General features: G+C 60.1%; 21 protein-coding genes and 1 tRNA gene. 6 read left to right on the forward strand and 16 right to left on the reverse strand.

Going from position 1 to position 19,638, the window contains the following annotated elements:
- Positions 1-36: 36 nt before the first annotated feature.
- From ACR0DA_RS05865 to ACR0DA_RS05880, 4 genes are read right to left on the reverse strand one after another with little or no spacing between them, the layout of a single operon-like run.
- Positions 37-1,245, reverse strand: a complete 1,209-nt coding sequence (locus ACR0DA_RS05865) for a beta-ketoacyl-[acyl-carrier-protein] synthase family protein (RefSeq protein WP_093962085.1) — start codon at positions 1,243-1,245, stop codon at positions 37-39.
- A gap of 9 nt (positions 1,246-1,254) precedes the next feature.
- Positions 1,255-1,512 (reverse strand): acyl carrier protein, encoded by a 258-nt coding sequence (locus ACR0DA_RS05870; RefSeq protein ID WP_093962086.1) that lies wholly within the window; start codon positions 1,510-1,512, stop codon positions 1,255-1,257.
- A 32-nt stretch (positions 1,513-1,544) separates the two neighbouring features.
- Positions 1,545-2,636 (reverse strand): UDP-3-O-(3-hydroxymyristoyl)glucosamine N-acyltransferase, encoded by a 1,092-nt coding sequence (gene lpxD, locus ACR0DA_RS05875; RefSeq protein ID WP_480753261.1) that lies wholly within the window; start codon positions 2,634-2,636, stop codon positions 1,545-1,547.
- A 37-nt stretch (positions 2,637-2,673) separates the two neighbouring features.
- Positions 2,674-4,284 (reverse strand): L,D-transpeptidase family protein, encoded by a 1,611-nt coding sequence (locus ACR0DA_RS05880; protein WP_170455290.1) that lies wholly within the window; start codon positions 4,282-4,284, stop codon positions 2,674-2,676.
- Between the two features lie 354 nt (positions 4,285-4,638).
- Between ACR0DA_RS05880 and mepK the strand changes: the two genes are divergently transcribed.
- Positions 4,639-5,208 (forward strand): peptidoglycan L,D-endopeptidase MepK, encoded by a 570-nt coding sequence (mepK, locus tag ACR0DA_RS05885; RefSeq protein WP_170338571.1) that lies wholly within the window; start codon positions 4,639-4,641, stop codon positions 5,206-5,208.
- 131 nt (positions 5,209-5,339) lie between these two features.
- On the opposite strand, the gene ACR0DA_RS05890 is transcribed toward mepK, so the two are convergent.
- The 10 genes from ACR0DA_RS05890 to iscR all read right to left on the reverse strand — a co-directional run bounded on the left by ACR0DA_RS05890 (position 5,340) and on the right by iscR (position 13,153).
- Positions 5,340-5,416 (reverse strand) — tRNA-Arg (locus tag ACR0DA_RS05890).
- Between the two features lie 78 nt (positions 5,417-5,494).
- On the reverse strand, positions 5,495-6,715 hold the full coding sequence (locus tag ACR0DA_RS05895) for a cysteine desulfurase (protein WP_170595186.1): 1,221 nt from the start codon (positions 6,713-6,715) through the stop codon (positions 5,495-5,497).
- 11 nt (positions 6,716-6,726) lie between these two features.
- Positions 6,727-7,293, reverse strand: a complete 567-nt coding sequence (locus tag ACR0DA_RS05900; protein WP_170600522.1) for a Yip1 family protein — start codon at positions 7,291-7,293, stop codon at positions 6,727-6,729.
- Positions 7,290-7,775, reverse strand: a complete 486-nt coding sequence (locus tag ACR0DA_RS05905) for a YIP1 family protein (protein WP_170357884.1) — start codon at positions 7,773-7,775, stop codon at positions 7,290-7,292. The genes ACR0DA_RS05900 and ACR0DA_RS05905 overlap by 4 nt, the downstream gene beginning before the upstream one ends.
- Positions 7,775-9,055, reverse strand: a complete 1,281-nt coding sequence (gene sufD / locus ACR0DA_RS05910) for a Fe-S cluster assembly protein SufD (RefSeq protein ID WP_480753263.1) — start codon at positions 9,053-9,055, stop codon at positions 7,775-7,777. The genes ACR0DA_RS05905 and sufD overlap by 1 nt, the downstream gene beginning before the upstream one ends.
- Positions 9,055-9,810 carry a Fe-S cluster assembly ATPase SufC gene (gene sufC, locus ACR0DA_RS05915; protein WP_170357887.1) on the reverse strand — a complete coding sequence of 252 codons (756 nt, stop codon included), beginning with the start codon at positions 9,808-9,810 and terminating at the stop codon, positions 9,055-9,057. Before sufC ends, sufD begins: the two co-directional genes overlap by 1 nt.
- 48 nt (positions 9,811-9,858) lie before the next feature.
- Positions 9,859-10,056 (reverse strand): hypothetical protein, encoded by a 198-nt coding sequence (locus tag ACR0DA_RS05920; protein ID WP_170357889.1) that lies wholly within the window; start codon positions 10,054-10,056, stop codon positions 9,859-9,861.
- A complete protein-coding gene (gene sufB, locus ACR0DA_RS05925) occupies positions 10,056-11,576 on the reverse strand; it encodes a Fe-S cluster assembly protein SufB (protein WP_170339113.1) in 1,521 nt (506 codons plus the stop codon). Before sufB ends, ACR0DA_RS05920 begins: the two co-directional genes overlap by 1 nt.
- A gap of 18 nt (positions 11,577-11,594) precedes the next feature.
- Complete coding sequence (locus tag ACR0DA_RS05930) at positions 11,595-12,638, reverse strand: cysteine desulfurase family protein (RefSeq protein ID WP_480753265.1); 1,044 nt, start codon at positions 12,636-12,638, stop codon at positions 11,595-11,597.
- A 56-nt stretch (positions 12,639-12,694) separates the two neighbouring features.
- On the reverse strand, positions 12,695-13,153 hold the full coding sequence (iscR, locus tag ACR0DA_RS05935; RefSeq protein WP_093962098.1) for a Fe-S cluster assembly transcriptional regulator IscR: 459 nt from the start codon (positions 13,151-13,153) through the stop codon (positions 12,695-12,697).
- A gap of 178 nt (positions 13,154-13,331) precedes the next feature.
- On the opposite strand from iscR, the gene ACR0DA_RS05940 reads away from it, so the two are divergent.
- The 5 genes from ACR0DA_RS05940 (at position 13,332) to ACR0DA_RS05960 (ending at position 18,246) form a co-directional block, all read left to right on the forward strand.
- Positions 13,332-13,985: an alpha/beta hydrolase gene (locus tag ACR0DA_RS05940; protein ID WP_093962099.1), complete on the forward strand. Its 654-nt coding sequence runs from the start codon at positions 13,332-13,334 to the stop codon at positions 13,983-13,985.
- The gene (locus ACR0DA_RS05945; RefSeq protein ID WP_093962100.1) at positions 13,985-14,230 is read left to right on the forward strand and encodes a hypothetical protein; all 246 of its coding nucleotides are present in this window, start codon (positions 13,985-13,987) and stop codon (positions 14,228-14,230) included. The genes ACR0DA_RS05940 and ACR0DA_RS05945 overlap by 1 nt, the downstream gene beginning before the upstream one ends.
- A gap of 366 nt (positions 14,231-14,596) precedes the next feature.
- Positions 14,597-14,932, forward strand: a complete 336-nt coding sequence (locus ACR0DA_RS05950; RefSeq protein ID WP_093962101.1) for a DMT family transporter — start codon at positions 14,597-14,599, stop codon at positions 14,930-14,932.
- A gap of 74 nt (positions 14,933-15,006) precedes the next feature.
- Complete coding sequence (gene typA / locus ACR0DA_RS05955) at positions 15,007-16,824, forward strand: translational GTPase TypA (RefSeq protein ID WP_170338557.1); 1,818 nt, start codon at positions 15,007-15,009, stop codon at positions 16,822-16,824.
- Positions 16,825-17,643: 819 nt separating this feature from the next.
- Positions 17,644-18,246, forward strand: a complete 603-nt coding sequence (locus ACR0DA_RS05960) for a hypothetical protein (protein WP_480753267.1) — start codon at positions 17,644-17,646, stop codon at positions 18,244-18,246.
- A gap of 102 nt (positions 18,247-18,348) precedes the next feature.
- On the opposite strand, the gene ACR0DA_RS05965 is transcribed toward ACR0DA_RS05960, so the two are convergent.
- Both ACR0DA_RS05965 and ACR0DA_RS05970 read right to left on the reverse strand, forming a co-directional pair.
- A complete protein-coding gene (locus ACR0DA_RS05965) occupies positions 18,349-18,972 on the reverse strand; it encodes a transglutaminase-like cysteine peptidase (RefSeq protein WP_170370485.1) in 624 nt (207 codons plus the stop codon).
- Between the two features lie 378 nt (positions 18,973-19,350).
- Complete coding sequence (locus ACR0DA_RS05970) at positions 19,351-19,638, reverse strand: DUF1330 domain-containing protein (protein ID WP_170363439.1); 288 nt, start codon at positions 19,636-19,638, stop codon at positions 19,351-19,353.

The raw sequence follows: 19,638 nt of genomic DNA on the forward strand, positions 1-19,638 counted from the left end.
ATGACCAAAGCCGCCATCATCCGATGGCGGCTTTTTTCATACCTTCTTGAGGGCCAAGACCGCGTTCAGACCGCCAAACGCAAAGGCGTTGCTCAGTGCGACATTTACTTCGGCCTCGCGCGCCTCGTTTGGTACGACGTCCAAAGCGCATTCCGGGTCGGGTTCTTCATACCCGATGGTCGGAGCAATCACGCCGTCACGGACGGCCATGATACAGGCCAACAGTTCAACCGCGCCGGTTCCGCCGATAAGGTGGCCGTGCATGGATTTGGTCGACGAGATCATCAGATCGTCGGCATGGCGTCCAAATACATCCGCGACCGCTGCGCATTCGGTCTTGTCATTGGCGGCGGTTCCGGTGCCGTGGGCGTTGATATAGCCCACGTCACTTGCGTTCAGCCCCGCGTCCTTCAAGGCCCCGGCCATGGCGCGGGCCGCGCCCTGTTTGCTGGGCATCACGATATCCGTCGCGTCCGAAGACATCGCATAGCCCGCAACCTCACACAGGATTTCAGCGCCGCGAGCACGCGCATGTTCGTATTCCTCGAATACGAACACACCGGCGCCCTCGCCCTGAACCATGCCATTGCGATTTGCGCTGAACGGCCGGCAGGCGTCCTTCGACATGACCCGAAGGCCTTCCCAGGCCTTGACCCCGCCAAAACACAACATGGACTCCGACCCACCGGTAATCATCGCCGGGGCGGCGCCACTGCGCACCATCTGGAACGCCAGCGCCATCGCGTGGTTGGACGATGCACAGGCCGTCGAAACGGTAAAACTGGGGCCTTTGAGGTTGTGCTCCATCGAAATGTGGCTTGCGGCCGCGTTGTTCATCAGCTTCGGCACGACGAACGGATGGACCCTGTTCTTCCCGTCTTCGTAGACCGAGCGGTAGTTGTCATCCCAGGTCGAAACACCACCACCGGCCGTTCCCAAAACGACCCCCGACCGAACGGCCAATTCGCCGTGAAACTCCAGCCCCGACTGGTCGATCGCCTCTTTGGCCGCAGTCAGAGTGAATTGCGTGAAACGGTCATACAGCGCCATCTGCTGACGATTGAACCGGCCCTCGGCCTCGAACCCGCGGACCTGGCCGCCAATTTTGATGCTCAGTCGGTCGACGTCACGAAATTCAAGCTCGGAAATGCCGCAACGGCCTTCGCGCATCGCTTCCAGGGTGTCGGGCACGGAATGGCCCAGCGAATTGATCGTGCCAGCGCCGGTAATGACAACCCGTTTCATGACCGCGGATCAGACCTTTTCCGCGACCAGTTTTTCGATCCCGGCAATGATCGCTGCAACATTCGAGATGTCGAAATCACTTGCCGTCGGTTCGTTGGCGTTAAAGGGGATCGAGATGTCGAATTCTTCCTCGATAGCAAAGATGCTTTCAACCAGGCCCATGCTATCGATTCCGAGATCTTCCAGAGAGCTTTCGGGCGTCACGTCGGACGGCTCCAGCACGGCCTGCTCTGCAATGATTGCGATGACGCGGTCGCTGATGCTCATGTCGTTCCCCTGATTGTCGCGTTGCGGTTGATTTAATCGCTCGACGAGGGTTTGAAAACCGTCTTTTTAAGCGCCTCTACGTCACGGGCCATGCGAGGAAGCCGACGCTGCGCCTTGTAGATTTCGGTGTGCGTTTCCATTTTCACGCCCGGATAGCCCATGATCACACGACCTGCCGGGACATTCGAAAGTATCTTGGTTCCACCGCCCGCGATCACGCCGTCACCAATGAAGATATTGTCGACGACTCCGGTCTGGCCACCCAAAACCACGTTGTTGCCGATCTCGACCGAACCGGACACTCCGGTTTGACCGCACAGCAAACAGTCTCTGCCGACCTGGGTGTTGTGCCCGACATGAACAAGATTGTCCAACTTGGAGCCGTCTCCGATGACGGTGTTGCGGATCGTACCGTTGTCGATGGTGCAGTTCGCGCCAACCTCGACATCATTGCCGATCTGGACCGCACCGAGCGAATGGATGCGCAACCAACTCTGCGCCTTGGCGTCTCCGGCGTCGCCCATGGTCTTGCGCACGTTTTCCACACCAGAAACCTCGGGCGTGACAAAGCTGAAGCCATCCCCGCCTATCCTGGCTCCGGGTTGCGCAATAAAGCGATCGCCGATGACGGCACGCGCGCCGATGCTGACCATCTCGCGCAACAGGCAGTTCTGGCCTAGCACGACATCCATACCAACGTGGCACTGGGCGCCGATCACCGCTCCGGATCCGATGCGGGCCCGGGGGCCGACAACGGCCAGAGGCCCGATGGACACATCTCCGGCGATCTCGGCCGTCGGGTCCACGACCGCCGAAGGATGGATCCCAAGTGCGACGCCCTGCCCCCGGTCCAGCATCGTGGTAATTCCGGCCATTGCCATACGGGGGCGGCCAACGAACACGGCGCCCTCCAGACCCAGTGCGCGCCAGTCGGCACCCTCCCACAGAACGGCACAGCGCGCCTGACCCTCAGCAAGCGCCTCGGCGTATTTCGGAGCCATCGCCATAGCCAAATCGGTCGGACCAGCATCCTTGGGCTCGGCCGCCCTCAGAATCGTCAGGCTGGTGTTTCCCTCGGCCGGCGCCCCCAGAGCATCGGCGATTTGCTGTAAGGTGAACTGCATCGCGGGCTTCCTTGTCGCAGGATTTTGCGCCCTGTGCTTACCCCTGAACGTTCGGCAGGGCCACCCCTGCTTTTTGCAGGGCATCCCAAATCTTCTGGTCCCGACCATAGACATCGCGCCGATACTGCACGTCGCCCTTCGGCCCGACGAATGCGGTGCGGTAAATCAGATGAACCGGAACCGGCTGTTTGAGGTCAACCTTGGTTTCACGTCCGGTACCCAGCACCCTGTGGAAAAAGGCCTTGGGGTCCTCTTCCTGTTTTGCCAGCAAAGCATAGGCGAAATCAAAAGGTTGCGCCAAACGAATGCACCCGTGAGAGAAGGCGCGCACTTCGCGTGCGAACAGGCTCTTCTGCGGGGTGTCGTGCAGATAGATGTTGTACTTGTTGGGGAACATGAACTTGACCAGCCCCAAAGCGTTGCTCTGCCCCGGAGGCTGGCGCATCGCAAACGGGAAGCTGCGAGCCGTGAACTGGTTGAAGTCCACCGCATTGCGGTTCACCTGGCGCCCGCGCCGATCGGTGATCTCAAGATGCCGGACGGCATTGGGGTTGGCCCGCAACTTCGGCAGGTATTCCTTGGTGATGATCGAGCGCGGCACATGCCAGCTGGGATTGATCACCATGTGCTCCATCACATCCGAAAATTCGGGGCTTTGACGATCGCTGGTGTTTTTGCCTATCACTGCACGTGTTTCAAATGTCACCCGACCATCGTCGACGATTTTCGCGGAAAAGTCGGCCTGATTGACCAGAACATGCCGTGCCCCCCTCTCGCGAGGGAGCCAGCGTTCACGTTCCATCGCAACCATCACCGCCTTGAGCCGGTCAGAAGGTGAACGGTTGATTTCGGCAATCGTTCCCTGGCCGGCGACACCATCTGGTTCAAGTCCATGGGCGCGTTGGAAGGCTTGCACCGCTGCCACCATGGAGTCGTCATATTCCGGGCTGGCCGTGGGCTTGAGGAACCCCATCGCAACCAAACGATTACGCAGTTTTATGACGCTTGGCCCCGTATCGCCGCGTTCGTATTTTCCGGTTGGAACGGTCGGCCCCCATTCACCATGTTCGTTCAGTGACTGCAGCGCCATCTTCTGCTTGAGCAGCGCCCGGTACTGGCTGGACTGCGGTGGAAGCTGCGCGAGATAAGAGCCGTCGGTGGATCTCATCATCGCCGCAAGATGTTCCGAGGCTGGCTTCCGTTCGACCGCACGCACGAGGCCGGCATCGATCTGAGCCGGGCGCAGCAGCCCGGACTGAATATCCTGCGCATAGCGGACAAACGCCTCGCTCAGCGCTGCCTCAAGCGCCCCGAGATCGCGGTTTGACCGAGCGCTCTGCATCTTCGCCATCAGGCCATCAACGTCATATCGTTCGGCCGGAAGCCCATGCATCTGAGCATGGGACAATGCTTTGATAAGTGCCGACCGACGCGCCGCGTGATCAGAGGTAGGACCGACCCAAATCGGCGCGAATTCCTGTTCTCGATAAAAGGACGCGATTTCCGGGGTTGTCTCTGCGCTTTCCGCCACAGCCATCCGAAACGCGAAACTCTCAGCCTGGGTCGGAGCCGCCTGAACGGATGTGGCCGACACGGCGATGCTTGCGGCAAACAGAAAAATCGTACAGGTCCGACGGACAGAATTCATGGGATAGCCTTGGTTTTCAATAACTTGGAACACTAGTTTTTGCGCCCGACAATTATGTTTCACGCCTCGGGGGATTGTCCACTCACATTTCCAACAGCACATCACACCGCTGGCCCCCTGATGCGCGATTGCATCGTCTGGAAAAAAACGAAAGGGATTCAGGTCTGTTCGCCACATTTTTTGTCACTTGCGCAGATTTTCGCCGAAAATTCCCCGTAAGAAAGCACAAGACCAAAAGATCACTTGGCGCAAGAATCCCTCTGTGGCATAAAATCCGCATCTGGGATGGGAAAGAATTAAGAAAGCGCACGTAACATCGTGTGCAGGCAGGAACTGTACGGGACGAAACACGCTATGACCAAGAGCAGTACCTCGGGGATGACCCGGCGTGCCCTATTGGGCGCATTCGCGGCAACGGCAGTTGTTGCAGCACCAACCTACTCAAACGCAGCAGGCTTCCTTCGCGGGGGTGGAGACATCCGCAGGATCCGTATGTATTCGGGTCGCACCGGCGAGCGCTTGGACATGATCTACTGGGTCGATGGTAAATACGTCAAAGACGCGGTCAAGGAAATCAACCACTTCATGCGTGACTGGCGCACCGATCAGTCAAAGGACATGGATCTGCGCACGATCGACATCATGGCCGCGGCCCACAACCTGCTGGATGTGAACGAGCCCTACATGCTGTTGTCGGGCTACCGCTCTCCGCAGACCAACGCCATGCTGCGCCGTCGGTCGCGCGGTGTCGCCAAGAACTCTCTCCATGTCAAAGGCCAGGCTGCGGATTTGCGGCTTGCCTCCCGCTCGGTCTCACAGATGGCCAAGGCAGCCATTTCGTGCCGTGCCGGCGGTGTCGGCCAATACTATGGATCAAATTTCGTGCACATGGACTGCGGCGACGTTCGCTCCTGGCGCGGCTAATACACTACCACTCACCAACCCCGCAAAAAGCCTCGGCGCATCACTGCCCGGGGCTTTTTGCTGCATAGCGCCGATCCGGCTGTGACGGACACAGGCGCAGAAGCGCTACCTCTTGAAACTCTGGAAGAAAGTGGCGCACCTGAGAGGATTCGAACCTCTGGCCTCTGCCTTCGGAGGGCAGCGCTCTATCCAGCTGAGCTACAGGTGCGTTGGCCGTTAGCTAACCTTGTTCCGATCCGGGTGCAACTGGATTTTGCATGTCGGAACTCGGTTTAGCGACGAACAATCAGGCAAACAATTCGTGCGCCAGTTCCAGCGCATCGATCAGTGTGTCGACCTCATCGGTTGTGTTGTACAGACCAAAACTGGCGCGGCAGGTGGCCGTAACCCCGAGATGATCCATCAACGGACCGGCGCAATGGTGCCCCGCCCGAACGGCGACGCCCTTCTTGTCGAGAATGGTGGATACATCGTGCGCGTGGCCCGCACCATCCAGCGTAAAGCTGAAGATAGCGGCCTTGTCGGGCGTCGTCCCCTGAACCTGCAGCCAGTTCAGCCCGGTCAGGCGCTGCATTGCATAGTCGCGCAAGCCCGCCTCATGGGCCGCGATGTTGTCCATCCCCAAACTCATCATGTAGTCCAGCGCAACGCCCATGCCGATTGTCTGGACGATACCCGGAGTGCCGGCTTCGAATTTCATCGGCGGATCGTTGTAGATCACCCTGTCTTTCGACACTTCCTTGATCATATCGCCTCCTCCGATGAAGGGGCGCATCTCGGCCATGCGTTCCGATTTGATAAAGATCGCGCCGGATCCCGACGGGCCGTACAGCTTGTGTCCGGTAATAGCATAGAAATCACACCCGATATCCTGCAGATCCACCGGCATGTGAACCGCGCCCTGGCTTCCGTCGACCAGCACAGGCACGCCTTTGGCATGGGCGCCTTCGGTGATCGCCTTCACGTCAACCACGGTACCCAGAACGTTGGAACACTGGGTCACCGCCACCAGTTTGGTCTTGGGCCCGATGGCGTCGATCACGGCCTGCGGATCCAACGCACCACTTGCATCCACGTCCACCCATTTCAGAACGACGCCCTGGCGTTCGCGCAGAAAATGCCAGGGTACGATGTTGGCATGATGCTCCATGACGCTCAGAACAATTTCGTCGCCGGCCTGCATCCGCGGCATGGCCCACCCATAGGCGACAAGGTTGATCCCCTCGGTCGTCCCGGAATTCAGGACGATCTCATCCTCATTCTCGACATTCAAAAACCGGGCGACGGTCCCGCGCACGGATTCGTACTTTTCGGTCGCCAGGTTCGACAGGTAGTGCAATCCGCGATGCACGTTCGAATACTCGTGCGCATAGGCATTGGTGACTGCATCTATCACCACCTGAGGTTTCTGCGCCGAGGCCCCATTGTCGAGATACGTCAACGGCTTCCCGTTCACCTCACGCGAGAGGATCGGGAAATCGGCGCGGATTTTCTGGACGTCATACATGAACGAATTCCCTAAACAGGCCCGCTTGGGGTCATCAACAGGACGAAGGGTATCGCCAGCAATCCCGAGATGAGGATGACCACGAAGGATTTGCCCAGCGAGTGGAAGTGGTGCGCCTGATTGATGAAATGCAGGCTGATGTAGAGGCTGTACAGGCTCATCCCCAATACGAGGATCAGGAACATCGTCGGCGCAACCATCACCATGACGAAGATGATCAATTGGCCCAGAATCTGCAGAAATTGCAGCCAGACCATTAGCAGCATCATGCCTTCCAGGCTACCGGTGCCGCCAAGCATCCTGCCGACAAAATGGAACGCGAAGATGCCCAAGAGAACGGCCCCGGCCGAAGTCGCCAACGACTGCACAACCGGTTCAAACGCCATTTCCAGCGATGGATCAAGCGCCGGAAACACAAGGGTCGACAGTGATTGAGACAAAGCGTTCAGGACAACGACCAATGCCAGCGCTGTCCAAAGCACATCCCGACCGGGTACACTGGTCAACAGACGCCTTGCCGCCTCGGCCGGATTTGCCAGTGTCAGAACGGCCAGATGTCCCAGAAATGCGGCGTTCATGCCGGCGCCCTTCGTGTTTGAGAAAATCCGGAAAACCAGAACCAGACGAATACGGCAACCCACAGGGCCCCGGTCAGCGTCTGGACAGGGCCCGGACCGATGAAACCCGCCACCAGCCCGTTCAACAACACCAGCGGCGATGAGGCGAGCAGAGCCCAGAACAGCGCAAGCCGCGCCTGATAGGACGTGGTTGCACCGCCGAACATGCGAGAAATCAGATAAGTCCCCCAGGCAAGGACGTAAAGCAGTAACGGCAGAATGAAGACCGACCCCAGCAAGGCCCCACCCATCAGCATGTTCAGGTCCAACCCCTCAAGATGGGCACGGCGCGCGAGGCCCGGCAACTGTGCGATAAAGCCAATCACACAGAACGCCATGACAAAGGCCAGCGCGCGGTCTTCGCGCGGGCCCATGTCCAGCAGTCGACGCACCACCCGACCGGGCCCGCGATACGAGGCGACGATATCGGTGGTCACCGGCATCAGCTGTGCCGCGCCAACCAGCCTTCCAGCCGCGAGACGATGTCCTCGGCCAGCGCTTCGTCTTCGATCTCTTCCACGGCTTCGGCCAAAAAGGCCAGCGTCAGCATGTTGGTCGCCTCCTTTGCCGGAACCCCGCGCGAGCGCAGGTAGAACAGCGCGGTCTCGTCGATCGCACCCGAGGTCGACCCATGCGAACAGGCCACGTCGTCGGCATAGATCTCAAGCTCGGGCTTGGCCAGGAACTGACTGTCGTCATCCAGCAGCAAAGACTGGCTGATCTGGTAGCCATCGGTCTTCTGAGCGCCTTCCTTGACCAGGATCTTGCCTTGGAACACGCCGGTCGCGCCGTTGCGCAGAACCTTCTTGAACACCTGACGGCTTTCGCAGTTCACCGCGTCATGGGTGATGAACACCGTGTCGTCATGGTGGAAGTCGCCATCGCCCACGCAGGCGCCGGCCACATGCGCCACCGCATCGTCGCCGGTCAGCTCGACCACCTGTTCATTGCGCGTCAGCACACCATTCACGGTCAGGGTGAAAGACTTGTAGACGGAGTCCTTGCCCAACCGGGTGAACATATGCGTCGCGGCACGGCGCTGATGGTCCCTGCCCTGCGCCCGGACATGGTGCAGCGTGCCGCCATCGGCGATGTCGATCTCGATGCACTTGTTGAACCGCGAGGCCGCCGGGCCATTCTCGAGAATCGTCACCTCGGCGCCGCTTTCCACGCGGATCACGTGGTGCAGGATCGCGTCCGAGGTCTCGGAGTCGTGGCGATAGATCAGACTGATCGGCTTGGACGGGTTGCCGGTCACATGGATCGCCACGCCGTCCTGCGCAAAGGCGGTGTTCAGCGCCGCCAGCGGGCGTTGAACCGGGGTCTGGCCCCGCTCCTCGAGCACGCCGTACAGTTGCTTGGCCCAGTGGATGTCCTTGCAGCAGATATCCTCAAGCCGGTCGATGCTCACGCCTTCCAGCGTCAGGTCATCGCTGTCCTCGGGGCTGAACACGCCATCGACGAAGACGATTTTAAGGCGGTCGAACCCGTCAAAGACCATCGGCTCGTCGGTGTGGAACACCTCGGCCGCCGGGGCCTCGGGCGAGGTAAGCGTATCGGGACGCGTGTATTTCCAATACTCGTCGCGCCGCCCGGGCAGACCCATGGCGCGCAGCCGGGCCAGGGCCGCCTCGCGCGCGTCGCGGGTGCAGCCGGCTTCGGGCATGCGCAGCGTGGCCAGCCGCGCCTCGGTCGCGGATTGTTTCACGTCGGGCAAGGCCATCAGTTCACCTCGGCAAGAATGTCGGCGTAACCGTTGTTTTCGACTTCCAGCGCCAGCTCGGGCCCGCCGGTCTTGACGATCCGGCCATCGGCCATGATGTGCACCACGTCGGGTTTGATGTGGTCCAGCAGGCGCTGATAGTGGGTGATCACCAGGAATCCACGGCCTTCGTCGCGCAGCGCGTTCACGCCCTCGGCAACCAGCTTCATCGCATCCACGTCAAGGCCCGAGTCGGTCTCGTCCAGGATGCACATCTTGGGTTCCAGCATCGCCATCTGCAGGATTTCGTTGCGCTTCTTCTCGCCGCCCGAGAAACCAACGTTCACCGGGCGCTTCAGCATGTCGGCGTCAATCTTCAGCGACTTGGCCTTCTCGCGCACCAGTTTCAGGAAATCCGCAGCCGAGAGTTCTTCCTCGCCACGCGCCTTGCGCTGGGCGTTCACGGCGGTGCGCAGGAAGGTCATGTTGCCCACGCCCGGGATCTCGACCGGGTACTGGAACGCCAGGAACACGCCGGCGGCGGCACGCTCTTCCGGCTCCATCTCCAGCAGGTCGGCGCCATCCAGCGTGGCCGAACCCTCGGTGACCTCGTATCCGTCACGGCCCGACAGCACATAGCTGAGCGTCGACTTGCCCGAGCCGTTCGGCCCCATGATCGCGTGTACCTTGCCGGCTTCGACCGTCAGGTCCACGCCCTTGAGGATCTGCTTTTCCTCTTCCTCAAGTTTGACGTGCAGGTTCTTGATTTCCAGCATGTTTTGTCCTTTTGCGTATCTTCGGGACGCCCCGGCCCCGGTCTGTTCCTATCCCAGCACCCTGCGCAGCAGCCGCGCCGCGATCCATCCCAGGACCGCCCCGCCGCCGATTGCCCAGACCGGGTTGATGAAATCGGTGTAGTTGACGTTGACATAGGCCACGCCCAGCAAGCCGCCCAGAACCGGCAGCGCATAAGACGCCGCGGTCAGGACATCATCCCTGCGGGTGCGCGGCGAGCGTGCCATCAGCCGACCGAGCCTTCCAGCGAGATCGCGACCAGCTGCTGGGCTTCCATGGCGAACTCCATCGGCAGCGCCTGCAGCACGTCCTTGCAGAACCCGTTGACCACCAGCGCCACGGCTTCTTCCTCGTCCATGCCGCGCTGGCGGCAATAGAACAGCTGATCGTCATCGACCTTCGAGGTGGTAGCCTCGTGCTCGACCCGGCTGCTGTTGTTCTTGACCTCGATATACGGAACGGTATGCGCCCCGCATTTGTCGCCGATCAGCAGGCTGTCGCACTGGGTATAGTTGCGGCTGTTCTTGGCCTTGGGGTGCATCGACACCAGCCCGCGATAGGTGTTCTGGGCCTTGCCCGCGCTGATGCCCTTGGACACGATGCGCGACTTGGTGTTCTTGCCCAAATGGATCATCTTGGTGCCGGTATCGGCCTGCTGCATGTTGTTGGTGATGGCGATCGAGTAGAACTCGCCTTGGCTGTCATCGCCCCGCAGGATGCAGGACGGGTATTTCCAGGTCACGGCACTGCCGGTCTCGACCTGCGTCCACATCACCTTGGACCGGTCGCCCCGACAATCGGCACGCTTGGTCACGAAGTTGTAGATGCCGCCCTTGCCGTTCTCGTCGCCCGGGAACCAGTTCTGGACGGTCGAATATTTCACCTCGGCGTCTTCTTCGACGATGATCTCGACCACTGCGGCGTGCAGCTGCGCGGTATCACGCTGCGGCGCGGTGCAGCCTTCCAGATAGGACACGTACGAGCCCTTGTCGGCGATGATCAGCGTCCGCTCGAACTGCCCCGTGTTTTCTGCGTTGATGCGGAAATAAGTGCTCAGCTCCATCGGGCAGCGTACGCCGGGCGGCACATAGACGAACGAGCCGTCCGAGAACACGGCCGAATTCAGCGTGGCATAGAAATTGTCCGACACCGGAACCACCGAGCCCAGGTATTTCTTGACCAGTTCGGGGTGTTCCTTGATCGCCTCGGAGATCGAGCAGAAGATGACGCCGGCCTTCTTCAGCTCGGCTTGGAAGGTCGTGCCAACCGAAACCGAGTCGAACACCGCATCCACCGCGACCTTGCGGCCCTCGGCCGGGGCATCCTCGGCACCTTCCACGCCGGCCAGAATCATCTGTTCTTTCAGCGGGATACCGAGCTTCTCGTAAGTGGCCAGCAGTTTCGGATCGACCTCGTCCAGAGACTTGGGCTTGGTCTCCATCGACTTGGGCCGGGCATAGTAATACTGGTCCTGAAAATCGATTTCAGGATAGTGGACCATGGCCCATTTTGGCTCTTCCATCTGGGTCCAACGCTCGAAGGCCTTCAGGCGCCATTCGGTCATCCACTCGGGCTCTTCGTTCTTTTCCGATATCAGCTTGACGATATCGGGATTCACGCCTTTGGGCGCGTACTCCATTTCGATATCCGTATCCCACCCGTATTTGTAGGTTCCGACCTCGCGCACCGCGTCAACGGTTTCCTGATCGACACCTTCTTTTACCTGGGTCTGGTCCAAAGCGGCCATGTTCCACCCTCCGTCAGATCACGCGGCCCGCGCGCGATGCTTTTTCTCTTTTTCCAGCCACGTTTCGGCGAAACGCAGCACGTCTTCTTCATTCGTCTCGGGGCCCAGCGAAACGCGTACCGCGCTGGCCGCCGTGGCCTCGTCATATCCCATCGCGGTCAGTACCGCGCTTGCCTTCACCTTGCCACTGGAGCAGGCCGAACCGGCGCTGATCGCAAAGCCCGACAGATCCATCTGCATCACCTGCGTTTCGCCCTTCCAGCCGGGCGTCGCAAAGCACAGGGTGTTGGGCAATCGATCCTGATCTTTCCCGACAAAAATAGTAGATTTAGAACCAGCCTCAAGGGCCTTTTCTAGAATATTTCTAAGCTCTGCAACCTTTTCCCAAACTCCGTTTGCCAGATCCCGCGCCGCCGCTTCAGCCGCAGCGCCGAACCCAGCGATTCCAATGACATTTTCCGTCCCCGACCGGCGCCCCATTTCCTGGCCACCGCCCTTGATCCGGGCCTCCAGATCCGTGCCGCGTTTCATCACCACGGCACCCACACCCTTTGGCCCGCCCAGCTTGTGCGCCGAGACCAACGCCATCTGCACATCCAGCCAGTTGAAGGCGATCGGCAGTTTCCCGAACGCCTGCGTGGCATCGGTGACGGCTAGACCCTTGGGCAAGGCCTGAATGATCCCGGTTTCAGAATTGGCGAGTTGCAACGTGGACCGGTCCGGGTCGGCTACGGCGACAACGCCTTGGTGCGAAACCGGCAAATCCTCGACAGTCCAGGCCCTTACGGCATCATGTTCGATCGCCGCGCCATGCAGGTTGCGCCCTTCCAAGGCCAGCGCCGCGCCTTCGGTCGACCCGGATGTGAACACGATATCGGCCCCATCCGCCCCAAAGGCCGCGGCCACCTGCGCACGCGCCTTTTCGATGACAGCCTTGGCCGCTCGCCCCTCAGCATGGACCGAGGAGGGGTTGCCGCAGACCTCCATCGCCGCGATCATCGCGTCGCGCGCCTCGGGGCGCAGCCGGGTCGTGGCGTTGTGATCCAGGTAAACACGTCTCATGGACTCACCTTTTCATCCACGGCCACGCCCCTCGAGATTCCCAATCCACTCACCAGTCAATCATCCACGACCGAGAACAGCCCCGGCACCGCCGGACACGGCGCAAGGTCGTTCTGGATCACATCGGACAAGCGTGTCTGGTGCAGGAATACGTAGACATGCGCGCTGAGACTTTCCCACAGGCGGTTGGTCAGCGACTGCGCCCGGCTGCCCGAGGATCCCCCCGACGCCCCGGCCCCCTTGTGCATGGCATCAACTGTTTCATCCACGGCTGACAGAATCTCGACCACGCGGATCTCCGACGCCGGCCGCGCCAAACGATAGCCGCCGCCCGGCCCGCGCACGGATGCAACCAGATCGGCACGGCGCAGCTTGACGAACAGCTGCTCCAGATAGGGCAGCGAAATGTCCTGACGCTCGGAAATCTCTCCCAGGGTCACCAGCGTGTCGGCGGGTTGAAGCGCGATGTCCGCCAACGCCACCATCGCGTAACGGCCCTTGGTTGACAGCTTCATTCTTCGATCCTCGTGGCTTGAACCGCGTGAAAACATTGACGTCGCCGCGGTCAGTGCGTATCTCCGACTGACAGCGTGTTCACGCTGCGATACTCAATTAGAACCGTTCTAAGGTGCCTGACGATAACCGTCAAGTATATCCCGGCGCCCGCGAGAAAAAGACAGGACAACCGCACACATGCCCGAGGTGATTTTTCCCGGACCTGAAGGCCGACTGGAAGGCCGTTACCACCCCCAAAAGGAAAAAGACGCACCGATCGCCATCGTGCTGCACCCGCACCCCCAGTTCGGCGGGACCATGAACAACAAGGTCGTCTACAACCTGCACTACGCGTTCTACAACATGGGTTTTACGGTCCTGCGCTTCAATTTCCGGGGCGTCGGCCGCAGCCAGGGCGAGTATGACCAGGGCGTCGGAGAACTCAGCGACGCGGCATCGGCGCTGGACTATCTGCAGTCGATGAACAACAACTCGAAACACTGCTGGGTCGCAGGCTTTTCGTTCGGAGCCTGGATCGGCATGCAGTTGCTGATGCGTCGCCCCGAGATCACCGGCTTCATCAGCGTTTCGCCGCCCGCGAACATGTATGATTTTTCGTTCCTTGCCCCCTGCCCCTCGTCCGGGCTGATCATCAACGGAACGGCTGACCGGGTGGCACCGCCGGCGGACACCACAGCACTGGTCGGAAAGCTGCACGAACAGAAGGGTATCACCATCACCCACACCGAGGTTGAAGGAGCCGACCACTTCTTCCAGGGTGAGCACATGGATACGCTGATGACCAACGTGACCGACTACGTCAAACGCCGCCTGACCGAGAACACACGCTGATGTCCGACACCATCACCATTCTCGCGGCGAAACTGGCCGAGGATACGATGAAGGTCATGGACGAAACCGGCCAAGATCGGTTCTACGTCGAAGTTGGTGACGTGCTGGGCGCGGCCTCCCAATCGCTTGAGGAGGCCTTCCTTACCGAAATCCGCGTCCGGTTGGCCGAGCGCAAGGCGCGGCAATTCCTGATCAAGAGGCTGTCGGATCACCGGTCCAAGGTGAAGGCGATCGAAAAGCAATAGGCGCACAAAAAAGGAGCCCGCGGGCTCCTTTTTCGTTTCATTCGTGGCGTTCAAACTGTTGTTGCGCTTGACCTATCAACCAATTTGGCTGCGTCAGTATCGACGGACCCCCCGTCAGCAAGCCACCCAATCGCCACGATAATTGCCGAAGCAAACACGACCGTTTTTGCAAATGTCGTCATGAAACACACTCGTTAAAAAAGTAATCGAAAACGTGCAGTAGTTTACACACTTTCCGGCCTTGCCATAGTCGGGTTTACCTGACCCTAGGTGAACCAACGAAAGGGGCGGCTGCCTGAATTTCCTTGCGCCGTTTCTGAATTCTGTGCTCAACGTCCCAGCAGATGCATCAAGGGTTCAAGAACCATGCCCCAAGCTTACCTGATCCTCCTTCTCGCCGTTATTGCCGAGACAATCGGAACGACTGCGTTGCAGGCCAGCCAGCAATTCACCCGGTTCTGGCCCTCGGTGCTGGTGGTGGTGGGCTATGGCTTTGCCTTTTACCTGATGGCGCTGACGCTGAAGGTAATGCCCGTCGGCATCGTTTATGCGATCTGGTCCGGGCTTGGCATCGCTCTGATTGCGCTGATCGGCTTTGTGGTTTTCGGCCAACGGCTGGACTGGCCGGCGGTTCTGGGCCTTGCGATGATTCTGGGCGGCATTCTGGTCATCCACCTCTTTTCGCAGACTGCGGGCCACTGATCGCGCGTTAGGGCTGGTAACTTGTGCCGCGCCGCGTTATGCGCGCGGCAACTTCCCGTTCAAAGGCTGACCTCATGGACCTGCGCAACATCGCAATCATCGCTCACGTGGACCACGGTAAAACGACCCTGGTTGACGAGCTTCTGAAACAATCCGGTGCATTCCGGGAGAACCAGGCCGTGGCCGAGCGCGCCATGGACAGCAACGATCTCGAACGTGAACGCGGCATCACCATTCTGGCCAAGGCCACCAGTGTCGAGTGGAAAGGCACGCGCATCAACATCGTTGACACCCCCGGCCACGCCGATTTCGGCGGCGAGGTCGAGCGTATCCTCAGCATGGTCGACGGTGTTGTGCTTCTGGTCGATGCCGCCGAAGGCCCGATGCCCCAGACGAAATTCGTGACATCGAAGGCGCTGGCACTGGGTCTGCGTCCAATCGTGGTGCTGAACAAGGTCGACAAGCCCGATGCCGAGCCCGACCGCGCGCTGGACGAATGCTTTGACCTGTTCGCCAACCTCGGCGCCGACGACGACCAGCTGGATTTCCCTGCCATGTACGCCTCGGGGCGGTCCGGCTGGGCCGATATGGAACTGGACGGCCCACGCAAGGACCTGTCCGCCCTGTTCGATCTAGTAGTCGACCACGTTCCCGCCCCCAAACAAGCTGAGCGCAAGGATGAACCCTTCCGCATGTTGGCGACCACTCTGGGCAGCGACCCGTTCATCGGTCGCATTCTGACCGGCCGTGTGGAAAGCGGTACGCTCAAAGCGGGTGACAGCCTCAAAGCGCTCAGCCGTGACGGCAAGCTGATCGAGAATTTCCGGGCTACCAAGATCCTGGCCTTCCGCGGCCTCAGCCAGCAACCGATCGACGTCGCCGAAGCGGGCGACATCGTAACCATCGCAGGCATGAGCAAGGCCACCGTTGCGGATTCGCTGGTGGCGCCCCAGGTGGACGAGGCCCTGCCCGCCCAGCCGATCGACCCGCCGACCATCACCGTCACCTTCGGCATCAACGACTCGCCGCTGGCGGGGCGTGACGGCAAGAAGGTCCAGTCGCGCGTCATCCGCGACCGCCTGATGAAAGAGGCCGAATCGAACGTGGCGATCCAGATCACCGACACCCCCGGCGGCGAAGCCTTCGAGGTCGCGGGCCGCGGTGAACTGCAGATGGGCGTTCTGATCGAGAACATGCGTCGCGAAGGGTTCGAGCTCAGCATCTCGCGCCCGCAGGTTCTGTTCCGCGAGGAAGACGGCCAACGCCTGGAGCCCATCGAGGAAGTCACCATCGACGTGGATGACGAATTCTCGGGCGCAGTCATCGAAAAGGTGACAGGCGCGCGCAAGGGCGAGCTGGTTGAGATGCGCCCCGCCGGAGTTGGCAAAACCCGCATCATTGCGCATGTCCCGTCGCGTGGCCTGATCGGCTATCACGGTGAATTCCTGACCGACACCCGCGGCACAGGCGTTCTGAACCGCGTGTTCCACGGCTGGGCACCGCACAAGGGCCCGATCCCCGGACGGCGCGCCGGCGTTCTGATCTCGATGGAGAACGGACAGGCCGTCGCATACGCGCTGTGGAACCTGGAAGAGCGTGGGCGGATGTTCGTCGGCCCCCAGACCGATGTGTATCAGGGCATGATTATCGGCGAACATTCGCGGGACAATGACCTTGAGGTGAACCCGCTGAAAGGCAAGAAACTGACCAACGTGCGGGCCAGCGGTTCGGACGATGCCGTTCGCCTGACACCGCATGTCCAGTTCTCGCTGGAGGAGGCCATTGCTTACATCGACGACGATGAGCTGGTCGAAGTAACCCCGAACGCGATCCGACTGCGAAAGCGGTTCCTTGATCCGCACGAACGCAAGCGTATGGCCAAGTCAGCCTGACCCCCGGTCCGTTCGATTTTGGACGGGTCGGAAACAATGGCGCGAATGTGACATTTTTGCGTCCATCTGAAACGGTGTTTTCTCAGGGAAGCCATGAATGGATCATGGCTTCCCTTTTGTTTTGCCTGCAATTTCGTCCATAAGATGAGTTAATTCCGCATCGCTATCGCGGTGTTGCCCTTGAAAATGCGACGTGATAGGGGTGTATTTGTGTTCAAAGTATGTCATCGCCAGGTTGTTCGGTGATGAGTTTAACGAGTTTAAGGAGGCGCGATATGCGCATCAAATCCCGTCTACTGACAATAGTATTTGCTTCAGCTTCATTGCCGCTGATGTCCGGTGGGCCTGTTGTCGCCGCGGACAAATGTACGATCCAGACAGCCCGGCAGTCGGTTTCCACAGAAACCCTGTGTGCCTGTACGGTCGTGGATGCACGGATGCTGCGTTACATCCAGCGTCGTGCCGATTTTGAAGACATTCTTGCCCGCACTTTGCAGACCTGCCCGGCTTTTGCAGCCGTACTGACGGATTTCCCTACCGCGTCGATCGGGACGGTTGATCAAAGATCCGGCGACGGCCCTTCGGAACAGAGCGGGAGCTCAGGCGGCGGTAGCTCAAGCGGCGGTAGCTCAAGCGGTGGTAGCTCAAGCGGTGGTAGCTCAAGCGGTGGTAGCTCAAGCGGTGGTAGCTCAAGCGGTGGCGGCTCAAGCGGGGGCAACGCACCCACTCCGGGCGGTAGCTCTGGTGGCGGCAGCTCCAGCGGCGGCAGTTCCAGTGGAGGCAGCTCCAGTGGTGGCAGTTCCAGTGGCGGCAGTTCCAGTGGCGGTAGCTCCAGCGGTGGCAGCTCCAGCGGTGGGTCCGGTGATGGCGGTGGCAGCTCAAGCGGCGGTAGCTCCAGTGGCGGTTCCGGTGACGGTGGCAGCTCAAGCGGTGGCAGCTCCAGCGGTGGGTCCGGTGATGGCGGCAGCTCAAGCGGCGGTAGCTCCAGCGGTGGGTCCGGTGATGGCGGCAGCTCAAGCGGCGGTAGCTCTAGCGGTGGGTCCGGTGATGGCGGCAGCTCAAGCGGCGGTAGCTCCAGCGGTGGGTCCGGCGATGGCGGCTCGGGCGGTGGCGACGGCGGTGACGGCGGCGGCTCGGGTGATGGCGGCTCGGGCGGTGGCGACGGCGGTGACGGCGGCGGCTCGGGTGATGGCGGCTCGGGCGGCGGCGACGGTGGCAGCTCAAGCGGCGGCAACGGTAACGGCGGCGGCAACGGTAACGGCGGCGGCAACGGTAACGGCGGCGGCAACGGTAACGGCGGCGGCAACGGTAACGGCGGCGGCGTCAACGGTAATAATGGCGGTGGAAATGGACCGGAAGGCGCAAGCCCTGGTCAGGGCAACAACGCCAACAACGACGAAGACTAACCGCCTTTGGTCGTGAAGCCACGTTTCAGTGGCAATCTGGCATACAAATGAAAAAGGGCGATGAATTCATCGCCCTTTTTTGTTGGAGCCTTTAAGAAACTCAAATCGCTGTGGCTTCTTAGCTTCGCCCGTAAATCCCAACCCAACGCTGGGGCTGTTTCGGATCCTGCATCCGCAGGAACAAATAGCGTGTGGCCGACCAGGGTTTGATCCGATTGGTCAGGTTGTCCAGTACGAGATCACCTTGATTGGAGCGGTAGACCAGAACCGCGTGGGGGCCGCGGCGGGTATCCAAAACGGTCGCCAGCAAAAGCTTGTTGGGATCAATTCCAGCCTTGATCAGGTCTCGCTTTTTCAGCAGCGCAAAATCCTCGCAATCACCGCCGCGCGATGTTGGCAGGGCCCAACGCTCCCGCGTCTTGTACTGCACTTGGTCCGTGACCTCACGCGTTGTCGCATTGACCTGGGCATTGATTTGCTTGACCAGTCGCAGTTCTTGATGGCTGGGCAGCGAAACCGACTTCTTGTTCGCACAAGCCCAAGCATACTGGCGGCACAAGGTCCGTGCGCCCGACGGCGGTGGCGAAGCCGAAAACCCCGAAATGAAAGCTGTCTCTGAAGCGCTGGCTTGTCCTGTCGCAAGAACGGCACCGCCGATCACTCCCAACACACCCAGAGCCAATGTGGCCTTGCTGGCCGCGCGACTTGCCACTGTGTTGAGCTTGTCCAAAACCCGATTCATGCCTGTCCCTCGATCCCATACGTTCGACTGACTGCCGCTTCTGAGGACCATATTCTGCTTTTGGAAACTATCCGTTAACAGACTGGCTCTGGCAATCCTCGGTCAGGTTGTCGGCAAAAAACGGCGGAAATTCGTAACTCAATATGACCTTTTCTGCGCAAGAAAATGGCGAAGCCTGACACAATTAGAGGTAGAGCGTCATAATTTCGCCGCCACAAAAAAGCTCAACCCATTGAAAGTTTGAGGGAAATTTTGTTGCGAGACGTGATCACCGGAACACTATCGGCCCAATTACAGGATCGGCGTCGCAACTTTGGCTGACGTCGCGTCACCCAAAGCGGGCTCCGGAGCCAATCCAAGACCGGCTCCGGTTGATTCTCACTCGGTCGTTTCGACGACCAGCAATTCGCGCTCGCTTGCGCCCCGGGCGTGGCTCAGGGCTTCTTGGTATTCAGCCGAGTTGTAACAGGCGACGGCGGCTTCAACCGACGGGAACTTCGCCACGACATTGCGGGGCCGCTCTTTGCCTTCCAGTTGGACATAGCGTCCTGCACGGGCAATGAACGTGCCCCCATGTTTGGAAATGGCCGGGCCGGCAAGCTCGGCGTATTTGCCATAAGCTTCGGCATCAGTAACCTTGACATGTGCAATCCAGAGTGCTGGCAT

This window comes from Ruegeria sp. CI8, assembly GCF_056536865.1.